Origin of the sequence: Shewanella vesiculosa (assembly GCF_009994065.1) — a bacterium.
Classification (GTDB): Bacteria; Pseudomonadota; Gammaproteobacteria; order Enterobacterales; family Shewanellaceae; genus Shewanella; species Shewanella vesiculosa.
This window is the reverse complement of the sequence record NZ_JAACSD010000012.1, coordinates 178,159-195,484: the sequence shown is the minus strand read 5'-3', so window position 1 is coordinate 195,484 and position 17,326 is coordinate 178,159. Positions and strand designations below refer to the sequence as shown.

At 42.2% G+C, this 17,326-nt stretch carries 12 protein-coding genes; 6 read left to right on the top strand and 6 right to left on the bottom strand.

All coding sequences use genetic code 11. From position 1 onward, the window contains the following. Positions 1 to 362: 362 nt before the first annotated feature. Positions 363 to 1,811 (bottom strand): ice-binding family protein, encoded by a 1,449-nt coding sequence (locus GW828_RS14260; RefSeq protein WP_273058012.1) that lies wholly within the window; start codon positions 1,809 to 1,811, stop codon positions 363 to 365. A 297-nt stretch (positions 1,812 to 2,108) separates the two neighbouring features. Then, a complete protein-coding gene (locus tag GW828_RS14255; protein WP_273058011.1) occupies positions 2,109 to 4,778 on the bottom strand; it encodes an Ig-like domain-containing protein in 2,670 nt (889 codons plus the stop codon). Between the two features lie 516 nt (positions 4,779 to 5,294). On the opposite strand from GW828_RS14255, the gene GW828_RS14250 reads away from it, so the two are divergent. The 4 genes from GW828_RS14250 to GW828_RS14235 all read left to right on the top strand — a co-directional run bounded on the left by GW828_RS14250 (position 5,295) and on the right by GW828_RS14235 (position 11,141). Next, positions 5,295 to 7,892 carry a PAS domain S-box protein gene (locus GW828_RS14250; protein ID WP_273058010.1) on the top strand — a complete coding sequence of 866 codons (2,598 nt, stop codon included), beginning with the start codon at positions 5,295 to 5,297 and terminating at the stop codon, positions 7,890 to 7,892. Next, positions 7,892 to 9,448, top strand: a complete 1,557-nt coding sequence (locus GW828_RS14245) for a sigma-54-dependent transcriptional regulator (RefSeq protein WP_273058009.1) — start codon at positions 7,892 to 7,894, stop codon at positions 9,446 to 9,448. Before GW828_RS14250 ends, GW828_RS14245 begins: the two co-directional genes overlap by 1 nt. A gap of 316 nt (positions 9,449 to 9,764) precedes the next feature. Next, positions 9,765 to 10,145 (top strand): PA2779 family protein, encoded by a 381-nt coding sequence (locus GW828_RS14240; protein ID WP_124017611.1) that lies wholly within the window; start codon positions 9,765 to 9,767, stop codon positions 10,143 to 10,145. Between the two features lie 15 nt (positions 10,146 to 10,160). Further along, positions 10,161 to 11,141 carry a PA2778 family cysteine peptidase gene (locus GW828_RS14235; protein ID WP_273058008.1) on the top strand — a complete coding sequence of 327 codons (981 nt, stop codon included), beginning with the start codon at positions 10,161 to 10,163 and terminating at the stop codon, positions 11,139 to 11,141. Positions 11,142 to 11,389: 248 nt separating this feature from the next. On the opposite strand, the gene GW828_RS14230 is transcribed toward GW828_RS14235, so the two are convergent. After that, a complete protein-coding gene (locus tag GW828_RS14230) occupies positions 11,390 to 11,647 on the bottom strand; it encodes a YfhL family 4Fe-4S dicluster ferredoxin (RefSeq protein WP_124017609.1) in 258 nt (85 codons plus the stop codon). Positions 11,648 to 11,658: 11 nt separating this feature from the next. Beyond that, positions 11,659 to 13,023: a prephenate-dependent tRNA uridine(34) hydroxylase TrhP gene (gene trhP / locus GW828_RS14225; RefSeq protein WP_273058007.1), complete on the bottom strand. Its 1,365-nt coding sequence runs from the start codon at positions 13,021 to 13,023 to the stop codon at positions 11,659 to 11,661. 250 nt (positions 13,024 to 13,273) lie between these two features. Here trhP and GW828_RS14220 point away from each other — a divergent pair, with 250 nt between their 5' ends. Then, positions 13,274 to 14,116 carry an HDOD domain-containing protein gene (locus tag GW828_RS14220; RefSeq protein ID WP_182697881.1) on the top strand — a complete coding sequence of 281 codons (843 nt, stop codon included), beginning with the start codon at positions 13,274 to 13,276 and terminating at the stop codon, positions 14,114 to 14,116. 154 nt (positions 14,117 to 14,270) lie between these two features. Next, positions 14,271 to 15,749 carry a putative bifunctional diguanylate cyclase/phosphodiesterase gene (locus GW828_RS14215; RefSeq protein ID WP_273058006.1) on the top strand — a complete coding sequence of 493 codons (1,479 nt, stop codon included), beginning with the start codon at positions 14,271 to 14,273 and terminating at the stop codon, positions 15,747 to 15,749. 24 nt (positions 15,750 to 15,773) lie between these two features. Here GW828_RS14215 and GW828_RS14210 read toward each other — a convergent pair whose 3' ends face one another. Beyond that, positions 15,774 to 16,205 (bottom strand): acyl-CoA thioesterase, encoded by a 432-nt coding sequence (locus GW828_RS14210; protein WP_182697883.1) that lies wholly within the window; start codon positions 16,203 to 16,205, stop codon positions 15,774 to 15,776. A 35-nt stretch (positions 16,206 to 16,240) separates the two neighbouring features. Then, a complete protein-coding gene (locus GW828_RS14205; protein ID WP_273058005.1) occupies positions 16,241 to 17,137 on the bottom strand; it encodes a substrate-binding periplasmic protein in 897 nt (298 codons plus the stop codon). Positions 17,138 to 17,326 lie beyond the last annotated feature (189 nt).

The window sequence follows — 17,326 nt, the reverse complement described above, 5'->3', positions numbered from 1 at the left end:
AATCAAGATGAGATACAAGCGCAAATCCTGACGTTATCATTTAACCGTGAGTAGAGTAGATTCAATCAGTGATCGATCTTATCGCGCTATAGGCGAGTAATGTGCTTAATGGCGTCAATTAACCTATAAGCTGGCGTGGAGAAGTGCAGTACGCGTATAGTTCTCTATCGTGGAAGTCAGTGCTATAAACCGTTCCCGCTAGCTTGTATCCTATTAGTCTTGCGCACATCACCTATATGCTTTTTAGCTCTTTATGACATAAAAAATCCGCTAAACCAGGTTTAGCGGATTTTAATGTTATGACGCATGACGTCATGGATTGTGAGCGCTAGGCTATTGCTAGTGTTCGACTATTACGACGGTTATTCAGTAGGTTGAGTCACGATATTGTGGTCTAAAGTGACCGCTGTTTGTGACATTAATCTGCCGTTAATCGTTGCATCTGTGTTTATGCTGATGCCTTTTTCAGCTAAGATGACTCCTTCAAAATGCGCTGTGGTGTCAAGTGAGACTCCCGCACTTCCGCCTACCTGCCAGAAGATATTTTTTGCCTGAGCGCCACCCTGTAAATTAATACGACTGGCTGCTGCTTGAGTAAGGTCACCTGCTATTTGGAAAATCCACACGTCGTTGGCACTGCCAGAAACAGCAACGTCAGTCGAAATCAACACACCTGAACTCCACTTATATAAACCTGGCTCTAGTGTCATGCCACTGATATCACCAGCGCCTAGTTCGGTATAGTCAGGTAAGGTTCTGCCAGCTGCATCGTTAAAGGCTGTGCCCATATCAAGTACTGCGTTGGCCACTAGGGTGTTATCTTCTGCTGCGCCAGCAAAACAAGTAATTGCACCGCTGCCCGTATAAGCAGCATCAGCACCATAAATAGTCCCGCTGATTTCATCACAAAACACGTTATCCATCGCTGCAGCTGTTATTGGGCTTGAACCTATATTGCCTGTAATAGCAGACGCTGGAATATTGGTGATTCCAGTCTTAGTCAGAATAGCAAAATCACCCGAAGTGTTTAACTTCACTGGTTCAGGCCCCATAGCGGCAACATCACTGGTGGTAAAGCTCCAGCTGAAATTAGCTGCCAATAAATTTGCCGGCATCGCTAAATCGCTAATAGCCGTGGTCAGAGTTGCGGTATAAAGTGTATTGGCCGCTAAATTATCGTCTGGATTAAACGTTGCGCTTGTGCCTTGAACGCTAATCACACCAGCGACAAGATTTGTCCCGTCACTTAGGGTAAAGCTAGTACCGTTTAGCGTATTAGGAGCAAGTGCTTCACTAAACTCAGCTGTCACATTTCTATTTAAGGCAAAGCTCTGTGCGAGATCGGCTGGGGAGTTTGATACAACCTGTGGGGCAATAACATCGGGTAATGCAGAGGTCGTAAATGACCAACTAAAACCACTGGCAAGCGCTATGCCTGCCGTATTTGTGACTTCAGTGGTGATAGATGCTTGATACAGAGTGTTATGGGTAAAATCACTGTTTGGAGCAAATACGGCAGTATGACTTGTTTCATCATAAGAAACTGTGCCTAACACGGCGGCTTGATTCGGAGCCATTAAGGTAAAGCTGACATCGTTAATCGTCTGCTCGTTCATCGCTTCGCCGAAGGTTGCGGTGATTTGTTGATTGATCGCCACATCGATAGCAAGATCACTTGGGTTACTGGCATTAATAGTCGGCACAATGGCCGAGTCAGTATTATTGTCACTATTACAACCAGCGATTAAGGTAAGCACCAATATGCTGCCAGCCCATATTGGCGGGGTAAAATTATTTTTTCGTATATGCATTGTTATATCCTTGAAAAACTTAAGATCACATTACAAAGAATGTTGCGTCATATTGTCGGTTATTAAACCGATAAATGGATTTGTCTTTGCTGCTTGGAGGGGCTATGTTTGGCCCACACATTGATGGGCATTGTTAGCAAACATGTGAACGGTAAAATGGCTTATAAGCGAAAACCTTTCACTAATAGGTACCTAAAAAACACAATAGTGAGGTGTTTTTTAGGTCATCGGGAAACAAGCTGTCTGTCTCCCTCTTTTGGTCCTAAGTGTTAATGTGAATGTCAGTAGAGAGTGGCACTATGGTGCTTTGCTTATGGCATTTGCGTCTAGCGTTACCTGATCAGTGACCGCAAACAATCGACCTGTAACGCTTGCTCCAGTCAATACATTCACTTCTGACCAAGCGAAAACATTGCCAGAGAATTTGGTATTAGTGCCGATAACTGTCTTTCCAGCGGTTCTCCAATAGACGTTCTTTGCTTGTGCGCCATTAATAAGCACAATATCGCCACCTGGAGCACCAGAAGTTAGGTTTCCGCCTATGGTGAAGATGAACACAGAGTCAGGGTCTCCTTCGCCATCAAGAGTGAGAGTACCTGTTTGCAGGGTCACATCGGCTGCGGTTTTATACACACCACGAGTCAGAGTCAGATTGCCCAATTCAATAGGGCAAATCTGGGTTGCCGCATTAGGGTTTGGATCTGCCGCGAGGAAATTATAGGCAATACCAAGATCTGTTCTGGACTGGTTAATAAATGCAACCATAGAGGCATAAGGCACCGGTACAACATAAGGTGGTGTGCTATCGTCGCCAGCATAAGACAAGCCATTGGTTAATTCGTCAAATTCGCCAGCATTAACGCCTGCGGTAAATCCTGCGTAATAAGAACGTGCCTGGTCAAGAATACCTAAATCACCATCGACAATGGCAGAACCACTTGTCGTCGTAATAGCTTGTGAGGCAAGCATGACAAAACGTGCCACTTCACCCAATTCAGGTGCTAATGGGTTATTGGGCAGAGCTGCAGTAACATTAAGTGTTGTATCCGCAAGTACGCCAATTAGTGTTGCTTGAATCACTGATGAGCCTACTTCAATAGCTGTCGCACGCCCACTATTTAGCTGTTCATTGGGATTTAATGTAGCAACCTGTGTATCTGCTGAAGACCACATTACCGTCGATGTGATATCTGTTGTACTACCGTCTGAATAATGACCAATAGCAACAAAGTTTTGGCTTGAGTTCTTAACAATACTTGGATTAACAGGTGTTATATTAATTGAATTCAAGGTGGCATCGGTAACGGTTAGGTTAGTACTGTCTGATTGTGCTCCTGAAGTTGCGGTAATAAGTGATGAGCCAGCCACCTTGCCATTGGCAAGACCATTGACATCAATTGTAGCAACCAAGGTATCTGTAGATGACCAAGTAACCGAGGTAGAAATATCTGCTACAGATCCATCAGAATAAGTTCCAGTTGCAGCAAACTGCTTGTTCATACCTTTAACAAGGCTTGGATTGGTTGGCGATACCACAATTGAACTTAATACGGCGCTAGTAATGGTCATGTTTGTACTACCGGAGACCCCTCCAGCGCTTGCGTTGATAAGTGATGAGCCAGTGCTAATTCCATTTGCAAGACCAGTATTATTTACTGTAGCCACTAAGGTATCTGCTGATGACCAAGTTACAGCGTTCGTAATATTTGCTAGCGACCCATCAGAATAAGTGCCGGTAGCGGTGAGCTGTTTATTCGAATCTTTAGCTATAGTGGGATTACCTGGTGTTACTGCAATTGACGTCAAACTTGTATCTGTGATTGTTACGTTAGTGGTGGCTGACAGCGCAGCCGATGTCGCGGTAATAATTGTAGAACCCGAAGCAATACCACTGACAATACCATCGGCATTCACAGTGGCAATTAGGGTGTCTGAAGATGACCAAATAGCTGAGCTGGTCATATCAACCGAGATACCATCTGAGTAAATACCAGTAGCAGTCAACTGCAGGGTATTACCTTTAGGTATATGTGGGTTGGCTGGTGTTAACATGATTGACGTTAAAGTGGCGTCGGTAACTGTCAGCAATGAGGTTGCTGATTGAGCTTGAAAATCTGCCGTAATAACAGATGAACCTATACTCACTCCTTTAGCAGCCCCACCGGTATTCATTGTGGCAACCAGTGTGTCCGCAGATGACCAGCTTGCTGAAGCACTTATATCCACTGATGTACCATCAGAATAAGTACCGATAGCAGTAAACTGTTGGGTCATGCCTTTGGCAATACTTGGTTCAACGGGCGTTAACGCTATTGAGCTCAAAATAGCATCAGTGATGTTGAGCTCAGTCGTTATTTCATCAGATCCTAAAGATGCGCTAATAACTGCAGAACCAATAGCAACGCCACTAGCAAGGCCACTAGCATTTATGGTAGCAACTAGCGTATTCGCCGAGGACCACGTTACTGAAGTGGTCACATCTGGCGAAGTACCATCCGAATAAGTACCCGTAACAGCAAATTGTTTGCTCAACCCCTTAGCTACGCTGGGGGTGGTTGGTGTGATAGCCAAAGCCGTTAAGGTCGCATCCGTGATGGTTTGCGTGGCCGTTGCGGATTGCTCGTTTGATAATGAGTCGATAATGGATGCTGTGATAGTAGAGGAACCAGGGATAACTCCCATGGCTATACCACTGGTATTAATAGTGGCAACTGCTGAGTCATCAGATGACCAAGTTACCGAGTTGGTGATATCAGACGACGTGCCATCTGAATAGGTGCCTATGGCTGTAAACTGTTGCTTCAAGCCCAATGGCATGCTTGAGTCTGCAGGGGTAACAGCAATGGCTGTAAGTAACACCCCATTATTGTTGTTATCGTTGCTGCTATCGCCATTACACCCAGCTAAAAGGATAAGTCCTAATAGCATAGTGAATACGAGATAAGTCTTTTTTAGGGAACTATTCATTCTCTTCTTCCTAATGATTTTATTAAATTGCGTTAATTTACCTTTTCTACATCAGCAAAAAACGGCTGCGATTCTTGTTAGCCATGAGTGCTGATAACTCAGTGAGATTTTCTTGTTATGCGATATCCACGAATTGAAAAATCTGAGTACTGGTCCGAGTAAGATTTCGAGAACACTAATAACCTAAATTGCAAATATCGTACCGAAAGTGTTTTTTGTTAAAAAATGAATTTAGTTTATTATTAACAATGAGTTAATTTTATTTTTTTTAATTATCAATATTGCTACGGCCTCAATATATGAAAGAAATGTAATATGTTGAGGGTATTTCTGTTATAGGCGGTATTATGGTGCGGTATATGTGGTGGTTGTAAGACAAGCGCTACCGATACTCAAGTAGGACGGCACTGATATTCCCGTCTTAAATACCAGATAACGATACCTACGCGGCAGATTTTGTCTCTGGGCCAACATGTCGACCCCGTCAAAACCATTGGATGGTTATAGAGGTTAGTAATGAAAGGTGATGATACAAAACGTGCCCAGGCTGACGAGATTAAAAGCTTATCAAGCTTTATTAAAGGGGAGGGTATCAATCTGTTCGAAGCCGTGATTGAAGAGAGCACCGAACGCAGACATGCTGAAGAGGCATTGCTAAATGCGGGTGCCTTGCAGCGAGCTATTTTTAATAGCGCTAACTTCTCTTGTATTGCTACTGATGCTAAAGGGGTTATCCAAATTTTTAATGTTGGCGCCGAGCGGATGCTAGGTTATTCAGCCATCGAAGTAGTGGACAACATTACCCCTGCCGAGATATCCGATCCCCAGGAAATCATCGCCCGCGCCAAGGCGCTTTCTGTAGAACTCTGCACGCCAATAGAACCTGGTTTCGACGCGCTGGTGTTTAAGGCGTCACGCGGTATTGAAGACATTTACCAATTAACTTATATCCGTAAGGATGGTAGTCGCTTTCCAGCTGTTGTATCGGTTACAGCACTTCGCGACGACCAAGGTATCATCATAGGTTATCTTTTGATTGGCACAGATAACAGTGTTGGCAAGCAGGCAGAAGAAGCTTTGCTCAAAGCTGGTGCACTGCAGAAAGCCATTTTTAACAGTGCTAATTTTTCCAGTATTGCTACCGATGCTCATGGTGTTATTCAGATATTTAATGTGGGTGCCGAGCGAATGCTGGGTTATACCGCTGACGAGGTGATGAACAAGATCACCCCAGCAGATATTTCCGACCCCAAAGAAGTCATCGAGCGCGCTAAAGAGCTCAGTATTGAACTGGACACAGCAATTACACCTGGTTTCGATGCGCTAGTATTTAAGGCTCGGCGCGGTATTGAGGATATCTACGAGCTGACTTACATACGTAAAGATGGCAGCCGCTTCCCAGCAGTAGTGTCCGTCACGGCATTGCGTGATGAGCGCCAGGCTATCATAGGCTATTTGTTAATAGGAACCGATAATACCGCGCGTAAGCGTATCGAAGAAGAACAAAAAGAACTTAGTCGGCGCCTGCAAGATCAACATTTCTATACTCGTAACCTGATTGAATCCAACATTGATGCGCTGACGACCACTGATCCGTCCGGCATCATTACCGATGTCAATAAACAAATGGAAGAGCTTACAGGTAACCAGCGTGATTCCCTTATCGGCACCCCATTCAAAGATTACTTCACCGATCCTGAGTTTGCCGCGGCTGGTATAAAAAGGGTGTTGAGTGAAAAGATAATCTCAGATTATGAATTGACCGCCCGCAACAAGAGCGGCAAAGAAACCGTAGTTTCCATTAATGCGGCCACCTTTTATCACCGAGACAATAAATTACAGGGGATTTTTTATGGCGCCCGCGATATCACTGAGCGTAATCGCCTAAATCAAAAACTGCTGGAAAAGAACATCGAACTGGAAAATGCTAAAGCTGTGGCTGAGAAAGCCAATCTTGCCAAATCGGATTTTCTTTCCAGTATGAGCCATGAACTCCGTACCCCACTGGGGGCTATTCTAGGCTTTGCACAGCTTATGGAATCAAGTACTCCCGCGCCACTGCCCGCTCAGAAACGCAGCATTACTCAGATCCTCAAAGCCGGATGGTATTTGTTGGAGCTTATCAATGAAATTCTGGATCTAGCGCTAATCGAATCAGGCAAGCTGCCTATGTCAGTGGAAGTGGTTTCGCTGTCCGAAGTCATGCAAGAGTGTGTGTTGATGAGTGAGCCACAAGCTAAAATTCATGACATCAACGTCATCTTTAACCGATCTAGAACCAAAGATTTTCTTCACGTCGATAGGACCCGGCTAAAGCAGGTGATTATTAATCTGCTTTCCAATGCAATTAAATACAACCGAAAGGGCGGAAGCGTGATATTAGAGCACAGTCAAAGCAGTGATGATATGGTGCGGTTCAGTGTTCGAGATACAGGTGAAGGATTATCAGCTGAGCAACTCGGGCAACTTTTTCAACCTTTTAACCGCCTCGGTCAAGAAGCTAATAATCAACAAGGTACAGGAATAGGCCTGGTGGTGAGTAAGCGTCTGGTTGAATCGATGGGGGGAGTCATTGGTGTGCAAAGTACCGTTGGCGTAGGGAGTGTCTTCTGGTTTGAACTACAGCGAACCGACGAACCGGTATCTAACCTTGCTGACAGCGCAGTAATGGTCACCAAAGCGCTACAATATAAAGCCCCTGAGCATTTGCAAACCTTACTGTATGTTGAAGATAATCCGGCTAATTTGATGCTTGTTGAGAACATTATTTCTCGTCGACCTAATCTGCGTTTTCTCAGTGCTGCCGATGCGATTCAAGGTATTGAAATGGCACATACCCATCAGCCGGATATTATTTTGATGGACATTAATCTACCGGGAATTAGCGGCTTAGTTGCATTGAAAATTCTCAGGGAAAGTCCGATAACAGCGTCTATACCCGTGGTCGCTCTCAGTGCAAATGCCATTCCCCGAGACATTAAGAAAGGTCTGGATGCCGGCTTCTTTCATTATCTAACTAAACCACTGCGGATCAATGAATTTCTGAAGACTGTCGACATAGCGCTTGAGCATGCCAATAAGTCTGCTGTAATCGCTGATGATGAGGCAAAATAATGAAAATTACTGCAAGCGATATACTCAACGCTAAGATTTTGATTGTCGATGATCAAGAGCCTAATGTGCTTCTGTTGGAGCAATTATTACTTGATAGCGGTTATACCCAGGTAACGACAAGCATGGATCCTTTAGTTGTTTGCGACCTCAACCGGATTAATCGCTATGATGTGATTTTGCTTGATTTACAGATGCCAAAAATGGATGGATTCGAGGTTATGGCTGCGCTTAAGGCAGACCATAGCATGGATTATTTACCAGTGCTGGTGCTCACTGCCCAACCCAATCATAAACTGCAGGCATTACAAGCGGGGGCCAAGGATTTTATTAGCAAGCCCTTTGACTTGGTCGAGGTGAAAACCCGTATTCATAATATGTTGGAAGTGAGTTTACTGTATAAAAAATTGGCAAAAAATAACCTCTCTTTGGAAGACACTGTACAAAAGCGTACGCTAGAGTTGACCAAGACTAACTTGCTACTCGGTCTAGAAATTGATGAACGTAAAAAGGCTGAAGCGTCACTGAGAGAGACTTATACACAAATAAAGCAATTAAAGGACAAGCTTCAGGCCGAAAATATTTATCTTCAAAAGGAAGTTGCGCGGCAGTTTAATTTTGACGAAATAATCGGTAATAGCAAACTGCTGTCGCAGGTCTTTCAGAACGTTGAGCAAGTTGCTCCAATGGATGCCACAGTATTGCTGCTCGGTGAGACTGGCACTGGCAAAGGGGTTGTTGCCCGTGCTATCCATAGCCGCAGTTCGCGAAAAACGCGTCCGTTGATCACAGTAGACTGCACCACCTTACCTGCGAGCCTGATAGAGAGCGAATTGTTTGGCCGTGAGCGGGGAGCATTCACCGGTTCAGACAGCAAACAGATAGGCCGTTTTGAGCTGGCTGATGGTGGCACCTTGTTCTTAGATGAAATTGGTGAAATGCCGCTAGAGATGCAAGCTAAGCTACTGAGAATTATTCAAGATGGAGAATTTGAACGGCTAGGCAGTCCGCGTACCATAAAGGTGGATGTGAGAATTATTGCCGCGACTAATCGCAACCTGATTGAGGAAGTGCGTAATGGCAAATTTCGTGAAGATCTCTATTACCGCTTGAACGTATTCCCAATCACTTTGCCGCCTTTAAGACAACGTAAAGAAGATATCCCGCTGTTGGTTAATCATTTTGTGATTAAATTTAACAAGAAAATAGGTAAGTTGATTGACACTATCAGCCAAGAAGCTCATCAAGCCTTACTGCAACATCAATGGCCTGGCAATGTGCGAGAGTTGGAGAGTGCTATTGAACGAGCCGTTATCCTTAGCGAAGGAAATACACTGCAGATCTTAGATCGCTTTGATAGTTTTGAAAAACGAGTGCCCAGAGATGATGCTTCGATAAAGGGCTTGGTTGAGCTGGAATGTGAACATATCGCTAAAGTATTGCAGCAGACAGGTTGGCGAATTGAAGGCCATAAAGGCGCAGCACTACTTCTTGGACTTAACCCCAGCACCTTGCGCGCCAGAATGCGCAAATATGGCATCATACGCCAGTCAAATTAGCTGACTGATAACATTAAGTGAATCATAAGCTGAACTATGGCGATGCCATCAATGAGCAAATAGGAAACCATGTTGGGGTTTGTTAACCCGTCAGTATGACTTAATTAATCAGTAGCCGTGATAAAAAGCTGAGGATTACACCCCCCTCTCAATCGATAAAGAGTTGCGGCAGTTAGTGACAATTTTGCTAAAGCGGGTGCAGTGTGATTATTTAAGTGTCACCAAAGTAGGTATAATCTCGATATACCTTGTTATTACACAGCATTAACTCTACTGTTAATAAGATATTTACATTCGCTCAATCAAAGGAAATCCAATGAAAAAAGTTCTTGCAGTCGCCACAGTAATGTTAGCTTATTTGACTTGTATTTCGACCACCTACGCTGGGGTTATTTCCTCAGAGCAGGTTATCGTTCAGCAGAAAAATATTTATAATAAACAACAAGTCATTGCAATGCTCAGTAACGTTGACGTTCAAAATAAACTGGTAGCACTTGGCGTTAGTATGGAGGATGCAGAAATGCGGATCGCCAGCATGACGGATCAGGAATTAAACCAATTAAACACCCAAATGAATGATATGCCTGCGGCTGCTGGTGGCGTAGTCGGAGTTGTAGTCACTGTATTAGTGGTGTTAGTGGTACTCGATTTGGTGGGCGTTACCGATGTGTTTTCCTTTATTAGGCCCATTAACTAGATCGTATTTTCAAGTATGAGTCATATAAGCAGGTTTACAAAAGCCGTTGGTATTACTGGCTTTTGTTTATTTCTCAGTGGCTGTCTATCGGTTCCGCCCCAGACAGCCATGCTATTAGCTAATCCGCCCGATATTTCCCTTAAACATCAAATTACTGGGGTTCCTTTTTATCCTCAAGAGGATTACTTCTGTGGTCCTACAACACTCTCAGAAGTGTTCAATTTTTATGGGTTAACCAAAACACCTCAGCAAATAGCACCAGCACTGTTTATTCCTGATTTACAAGGCAGCTTGCAAATTGAAATGGTGGCCGCAGCCCGTCAACAGGGGCTGCTTGCTTATGCTGAATCAGGCAACTTGACCCAACTACTGTCTTTGGTCAGTGACAACATTCCGGTCATAGTGCTACAAAATTTATCAACCTCATGGTATCCCATGTGGCATTACGCAGTGGTAACAGGCTATGACCTTGATAATCAGCAGATCGTGCTCCATTCTGGCAGCCATAAAAACCGTATCGCGGAACTTAAAGTATTTGAACGCACCTGGTTGCGAGGCCAATATTGGTTATTGGCTGTTGTGCCGCCGGATATCAAGAGTTCACATTTCGACCGGTTTATTTACGCCAGCGCCGCCCAAGATTTGCTCAGCGTTGGCGAAAGTACTGCCGGCATAAATGCGCTTGAAAATGCCACCAGACAATGGCCTGACTATTGGCTAAGCTATTTTTTGCTTGGAAATTATTATTTAGCAATAGATAACGCCAAGGCTACTTTTTGGTATCAACAGGGATTAAATTATAGCGCGCAACAGCCTGAGCAACAGGGCGCTTATTTAAATAATTACGCTTACAGTTTGTCTGTGTCTGGTTGTAAACAGAGGGCAATGGAGATGATCAAAAAAGCACTTCAATTACAACCCGAAGATAGCAACATACTCAACACACAAAATGACATAGAAAAAATGTCCGATAATGCAAGTTGTACCACAGATTAAGCTCGCTCAATTAGTCTGATACTATTTTAATGTAATGATTTTAGAACAGAGCAAATAAACACATAAATAAAGATAACAAAATGAAATTTATCATCTTTTTCAATTTACTCAGAAGGTGAGTCAGTCTTTATGATTGCAATGATTTTTGAGCATGACTTGTGCCGCTAAATGACTCAAAGTGAATGAGCGCCAATCGGCGCTCATTCACTTTATGCTGACTACGGTATGACTAACATGCGTTGTCAGTGTTAATTGGGTGACTTACCCGTGAGCCTAGCATATTTGATTAGCAGCTCGTCTTGCGACTCTTTATGTTCTGGATCGGGATCGATGCAATCAATCGGGCAAACTGACACACAGGTCGGTTTGTCGTAATGGCCCACACATTCAGTACACAATCCGGGATCAATTTCATATACCTCTTCACCCATAGTGATGGCCTCATTAGGGCATTCAGGTTCACACATATCACAATTGATACAGCTATCGTCAATGATTAATGCCATAAAACCTCAGGTTAAACAGATTGATGAGGGTTTCGAGTATCCATCCCCTCAGGTAAATTACGCATTAGCATGGCTTTGTCGATGTTAATATCTGCTGGCAGCGCGAGAAACACAAAATGTCCTGAGCCTAAAGCGGAATCGATAGATTCACCTTTGCGATTCAGTAATGCTTCAATAGTGATAACAAAATTACCTTCAGTTGTCATTATTTCAACGCAGTCGCCGACAGAGAATTTATTTTTGACGTCTATTTCAGCTAACCCTTGTGGATTTCGTTTGCCAGTAAATTCACCAGCAAATTGCTGACTATCACTTACAGAATGACCATATTGGTAATTTTGATATTCATCATGAACATGACGACGTAAAAAACCTTCGGTATAGCCGCGATGCGCTAAGCCTTCAAGGTTGTTCATTAAAGTGCGATCAAAGTCTTTACCTGCAGCAGCATCTTCAATGGCCTGACGATAAAGTTGGGCAGTGCGCGCAACATAATAAAAAGATTTGGTACGACCTTCAATTTTTAATGAATCAATGCCCATTCTGGTTAAACGATCCACATGTTGAATAGCGCGTAAATCTTTTGAGTTCATAATGTAAGTGCCATGTTCATCTTCAAACGCTGGCATATATTCGCCAGGGCGACCGGCTTCTTGTAATAAAACAATCTCACTACTGGGTTGACCCGAACCTAAGGTTGGGGTTTCAAACTGAACTGTGGGGGTCACAGGGATGATATCTCCGCTCTCGGTTTGTTGTGCTTGGTGAACATCATATTTCCAGCGACATGCATTAGTGCAGGTTCCCTGATTAGGATCGCGTTTATTCATATAACCAGACAATAAACAACGGCCTGAATATGCCATACACAATGCGCCATGAACAAACACTTCTAATTCTATATCTGGACACCGCTGACGAATTTCTTCAATTTCATCAAGTGACAATTCACGCGATAATATGACTCGCTTAATCCCTTGCTGTTGCCAGAATTTGACCGATGCCCAGTTAATGGCGTTTGCTTGAACTGATAAGTGAACTACTTGTTCAGGGAACGCTTCGCGTACCATCATAATAAGCCCCGGATCTGACATGATCACCGCATCAGGTTTCATTGCAATCACAGGTTCCATGTCTTTAATATAGGTTTTGAGTTTGGCATTGTGCGGCGCAATATTACTCACCACATACAATTTTTTCCCTAGGGCATGAGCTTCTTCTATACCTGAAGCAAGGTTCTCCATTTTGAAATCATTATTTCTGACTCGTAAACTGTAACGAGGTTGGCCTGCATAAACAGCATCGGCACCATAAGCAAAGGCGTAACGCATATTTTTAAGCGTACCAGCGGGAGATAATAATTCAGGTTTAAACATGGTTTTACTCGACCTAGTTAAATAGTGTATGACTCAAGGGCCGAAGCTTACTTAAGGATATTAGCGGGGACAAATATAGCCTTAGAATTTGTGAGGTCGGTTGTATTTTACAACTACTAATCTGTTTACCGAGCGACAAAGCTTAACGGAACGATATAATTAATTGGCTTCTCGTTAGTTGAGTAATCGCAAATGTTATCGCTTTGGGTATATAATCCAACATCAGTGGCTATTTATTTATGGAGACCTCATGTCTACGGAACATCAACTCTTGGTTGGACTATTAAAAAAGCTTAAAGATGATGCTTTAGTTTTACCAACACTGCCAGAAGTGGCCATGCGTGTTCAAGAAGTCGTGTCTCGTCAAGATTCAAGCCTCAAGCAAGTTGCTGACATTATTGGTCAAGATGCCGCTATTTCAGCGCGCATTATCAAAGTTGCCAACAGTGCTTTATATTCTCGTGGTAACAAAGCTGAAAATATTAATGCCGCTGTGAGTCGTATTGGTTTAGTACAAATTAAATCTATTACCACATCTGTTGCCATGGAGCAGTTATTTATCTCCACTAACGAAATGGTGTGGGAGGTGATGGATGAAGTATGGAAAACCTCTATTGAAGTGACAGCTTCCTCCGGTGCCATGTTAGAGATGTACAATAAACGTCACCCGAGTAAGAAATTAGACCGTGATACGCTTACTCTAGCTGGTTTAGTGCATAATATTGGTGCATTACCAGTATTAACCGAAGCGGAAGTTCACCCTGAGTTATTTAGCCGAATTGATGATTTACGCAGTTTAGTGCGTAAAATGCAGGGCCCTATTGGTCGCGCCGTATTAAAAACATGGGATTTTGCCCCTGAGGTAATGGAAGTGGTCGAACGATGGGCCGATCTTCATTACATGCCTGAAAAAGTATCTTATCTCGACTTTATCCGTTCGGCTGCATTTTACACGGGTGAACTGCGTGCCGGTGAAGAATTAGCTGAAAGATTGGGCGTCTTTGCACAAAGAGGCTTACCTGTTACTGCAGAAGATCTTGCCAGTGATGAGTTCATTGATATGTATCATTCAATTAAGCAAAGTTACGAATAGTAGTATGTTGTGCTTATTTCACTGATATTATCAAATGAGTCAAACACAGATGATTAATATTAGTGATGTATTTTTGCGTTGAATACTGTGATGATTAAAATTGCAACATGATGAAGACTTAATGAATTACTTTTTGATAACGATGTTATGTATTATGGCGATCTTGCTGTGTAGCGTTGCACTTCTCTATTGGCGTCAGCATCGTTTTATTCAACAATTGACTCATTCGTTGCAATTACAATTACTTAATCAAGATTCATTCAACGTAGACTCAGCTTCAACTTCAACCTCATTAAAACCGCTCATTAACGTTCTTCACGACTTACATCAATCAAGCATCTTTAGTACCGAACGAGATAAGTTAACTGGCTTAGCTAACCGTGTCGGTTTTAAACGTAAAATGTTGTCTAAAATGCCCATGTCAGACGGCATGTTAGTGCTGATAGATATTCGACAATTTCGGTTTGTGAACGATTTGTTTGGTTTTTTATTTGGCGACAAATTTCTTAAAGCGTTTGCGAAGCGGATCGATAACCTTAATTGCAAAGCACAGTTTATCGCTCGAATGAACGGAAATGAGTTTCTATTGTTTTTTCACCAAAAATTAACAGTTGAGCAACTGCTTGAAATCAAGAGTGAATTACAAAAACCGTTTGAAATTGAACAGCAACCCATCAGTATCAAAATACAATTGGGTGTATTGTCATTAAGTGAACATCATGCCGAGGTCAGTTTGATGCTGCGCCGCTTAGATTTGGCATTAAAAAAAGCCAAAACATTAAAGCAAGCCATGGCATTTTATGATCAAGATGATGATAAAGCCCAATACAGAGAATTATTAATTATCAATGGCTTGCCTAAAGGGTTAAAGCAAAATCAGCTGTTTATGGTATTCCAACCCAAGTTAGATTTAAAAAGTGGTCAATGTAAGCAGGTTGAAGCGTTAATTCGTTGGCAGCATGACAGTTTGGGATTAATTTCGCCTAATGAGTTTATTCCATTAGCAGAACAAACTGGAATGATTAATATTTTGAGTACTTGGGTGTTAGATAACGTGCTAGCTCAACAAGTTAAATGGCGCAACACAGGGATTTACGTTAATGTCGCCATTAATTTATCTTCTACTGATTTAGATAATCCCAATCTTGCCGCTGATGTTGCAAGCAAATTAGCTCAATATCTGGTGCCAGCCGAATCGATTACGATTGAAATCACTGAAAGTGTTTTAATGAAATCTCTGGCACAAACCATTGTGACCTTAAATCAATTACGCAATATTGGGGTTAAGCTTGCGATTGATGACTTTGGTACTGGTCACTCTTCTTTGGCTTATTTGCGTCATTTACCCGTTGATGAAGTGAAAATAGATAAAGCCTTTTTAGATGAGTTTGAAACTTCACCAGCGGCAAAGCAAATTGTTAAGACGAGTATCGATCTCGCTAAAAATCTGGGTTTTGAAGTGACGGTTGAAGGGGTTGAATCTAAGACAGTATTGGAAGCATTACATCATTTTGGGGTGGATACCATTCAAGGTGATTATTTTGCTAAACCTTTTACTGCCAGTGAGTTTGAGCACATATATCCGCAACTTAATTACCCACTCATCAGCTCTGCTCAAATTAACCAGCCATAAATTGTTATCCATAGCGCTAACGTCCTAAATCCCCTTGGATAGATGGGTTATTAATTCTGTCGGCATGGGCGCAAGTTGACGTTTCTGGTTCATACAGACCATTTCTATCGTTGCCGTCACTGCTGGTTTTTTCGCATTAGGTCGCCATATTTCCTGTTTCCACACTGTACGGTACTTACTTTCAAAATAAAATTGAGTACGTACATCAATAATATCAGCAAATTCAACGCCATCGTGACATAACATATCACTGCGATAAACAGCAAAACCCAATTGTTGTTGTTGCCAAAGTTGGCTGAGGATCTCTGCACCAATAACATGTTCACGAGCACGTTCGAAATATTTCAAAAAATTTGGATGATATACCACTCCTGAAAAGTCAGTATCTTCATAATAAATTTGTACTGAAAAAGAGTGCACTGGGCTGTATTGTTGTTGCGCAGGGACACGACTCATTACACTATGACCTTATGTTATTTACTGTGTTGCTATTAATCATATAGGGGCAGAAGTAATTGCTGGTATTTACCCTGTTTTTTTAGTGCTATTAGTCCTTTGTCGAGTAACTCACTAAGGTGTTTTGATTGCGGATTAAGTTTAGAAAAAGCGACAAATATTTTACTGGTATGATTGTTAAATTTAGCTTGTATATCATTGTTAACTCCCATCCGCTTGATGTAAACGTCAGCAACAAGATCATACATGATAGCAGAGTCAATTCTGCCCACTAGTAACAAATTAGTTAATTGGCGTTGGCTATCTACAGTAATAACTTGGAGCTTTCGTTTTTCTACCAGTGTTGTAAATTCATCTCCATACTCATAGCCATTGATAATACCTATGGTGCTTTCGGTTGGCAGTTGCCATTTATTTTTTGCAACCGTAGGATAATCTTTGGCAAAGAAAAAAGAAGCCGTTATGGTAAAAAGAGGTTCATTACCGAAAACAAATCGGTCAATTGTACTTTGCTCTCTGGTAACATTAAATACGCCATCAACCGAGCCTCGTTCAGTCATAATTAATCCGCGAGCATAAGGGACTACGATAGTTGAGATGTTAACATCAACTTGCTCAAAAGCATGGCGGATAATGTTGTGGGAAATACCTCGACCAAATTCATCAGCAAAGGGTGGCCAGCTATCTTCAGCGGCTAGCGTAATTGATAATGGTTGTGCCACGGTATTGTGTATAGAAAGGAAACTGACAATAGTCATTAATATTAAAAATAAGTAATGTATTGATAAGCCAGAATATTTTGGCAGTAAAATGCAATCAAAAAGTACATTTTTTTGATATGTTGACGACATATAATCCTTTATCGAACAGTCCTGTAATGACAAGGCAATAATAGCACTTCTAGCAATAAAGTGATATTTCATGTTTTTCATCATTAGTTCATTCTGTGAACTTTTAGTGATTAAACGCTTGTTATATAAGTTTTTAGATTACCGATAAGCGTAATCGGCACCCGTTACTGTATTTTTATATTTGATAAATTAACCTGGCTTAAATCCATTTGATACTGACCAATATCATTGAAGTTAAACTGCATCGGTTTGTTAATTTATGCGGCTATT

What these genes read in the sequence shown, in the direction of transcription:
- GW828_RS14210 (WP_182697883.1), bottom strand. Translation starts at nt 16,205, where the DNA reads ATGAGTCGTGTCCCTGCGCAACAACAATACAGCCCAGTGCACTCTTTT.
- GW828_RS14205 (WP_273058005.1), bottom strand. Translation starts at nt 17,137, where the DNA reads ATGAAAAACATGAAATATCACTTTATTGCTAGAAGTGCTATTATTGCC.
- GW828_RS14220 (WP_182697881.1), top strand. Translation starts at nt 13,274, where the DNA reads ATGTCTACGGAACATCAACTCTTGGTTGGACTATTAAAAAAGCTTAAA.
- GW828_RS14235 (WP_273058008.1), top strand. Translation starts at nt 10,161, where the DNA reads ATGAGTCATATAAGCAGGTTTACAAAAGCCGTTGGTATTACTGGCTTT.
- trhP (WP_273058007.1), bottom strand. Translation starts at nt 13,023, where the DNA reads ATGTTTAAACCTGAATTATTATCTCCCGCTGGTACGCTTAAAAATATG.
- GW828_RS14260 (WP_273058012.1), bottom strand. Translation starts at nt 1,811, where the DNA reads ATGCATATACGAAAAAATAATTTTACCCCGCCAATATGGGCTGGCAGC.
- GW828_RS14240 (WP_124017611.1), top strand. Translation starts at nt 9,765, where the DNA reads ATGAAAAAAGTTCTTGCAGTCGCCACAGTAATGTTAGCTTATTTGACT.
- GW828_RS14255 (WP_273058011.1), bottom strand. Translation starts at nt 4,778, where the DNA reads ATGAATAGTTCCCTAAAAAAGACTTATCTCGTATTCACTATGCTATTA.
- GW828_RS14250 (WP_273058010.1), top strand. Translation starts at nt 5,295, where the DNA reads ATGAAAGGTGATGATACAAAACGTGCCCAGGCTGACGAGATTAAAAGC.
- GW828_RS14230 (WP_124017609.1), bottom strand. Translation starts at nt 11,647, where the DNA reads ATGGCATTAATCATTGACGATAGCTGTATCAATTGTGATATGTGTGAA.
- GW828_RS14245 (WP_273058009.1), top strand. Translation starts at nt 7,892, where the DNA reads ATGAAAATTACTGCAAGCGATATACTCAACGCTAAGATTTTGATTGTC.
- GW828_RS14215 (WP_273058006.1), top strand. Translation starts at nt 14,271, where the DNA reads ATGGCGATCTTGCTGTGTAGCGTTGCACTTCTCTATTGGCGTCAGCAT.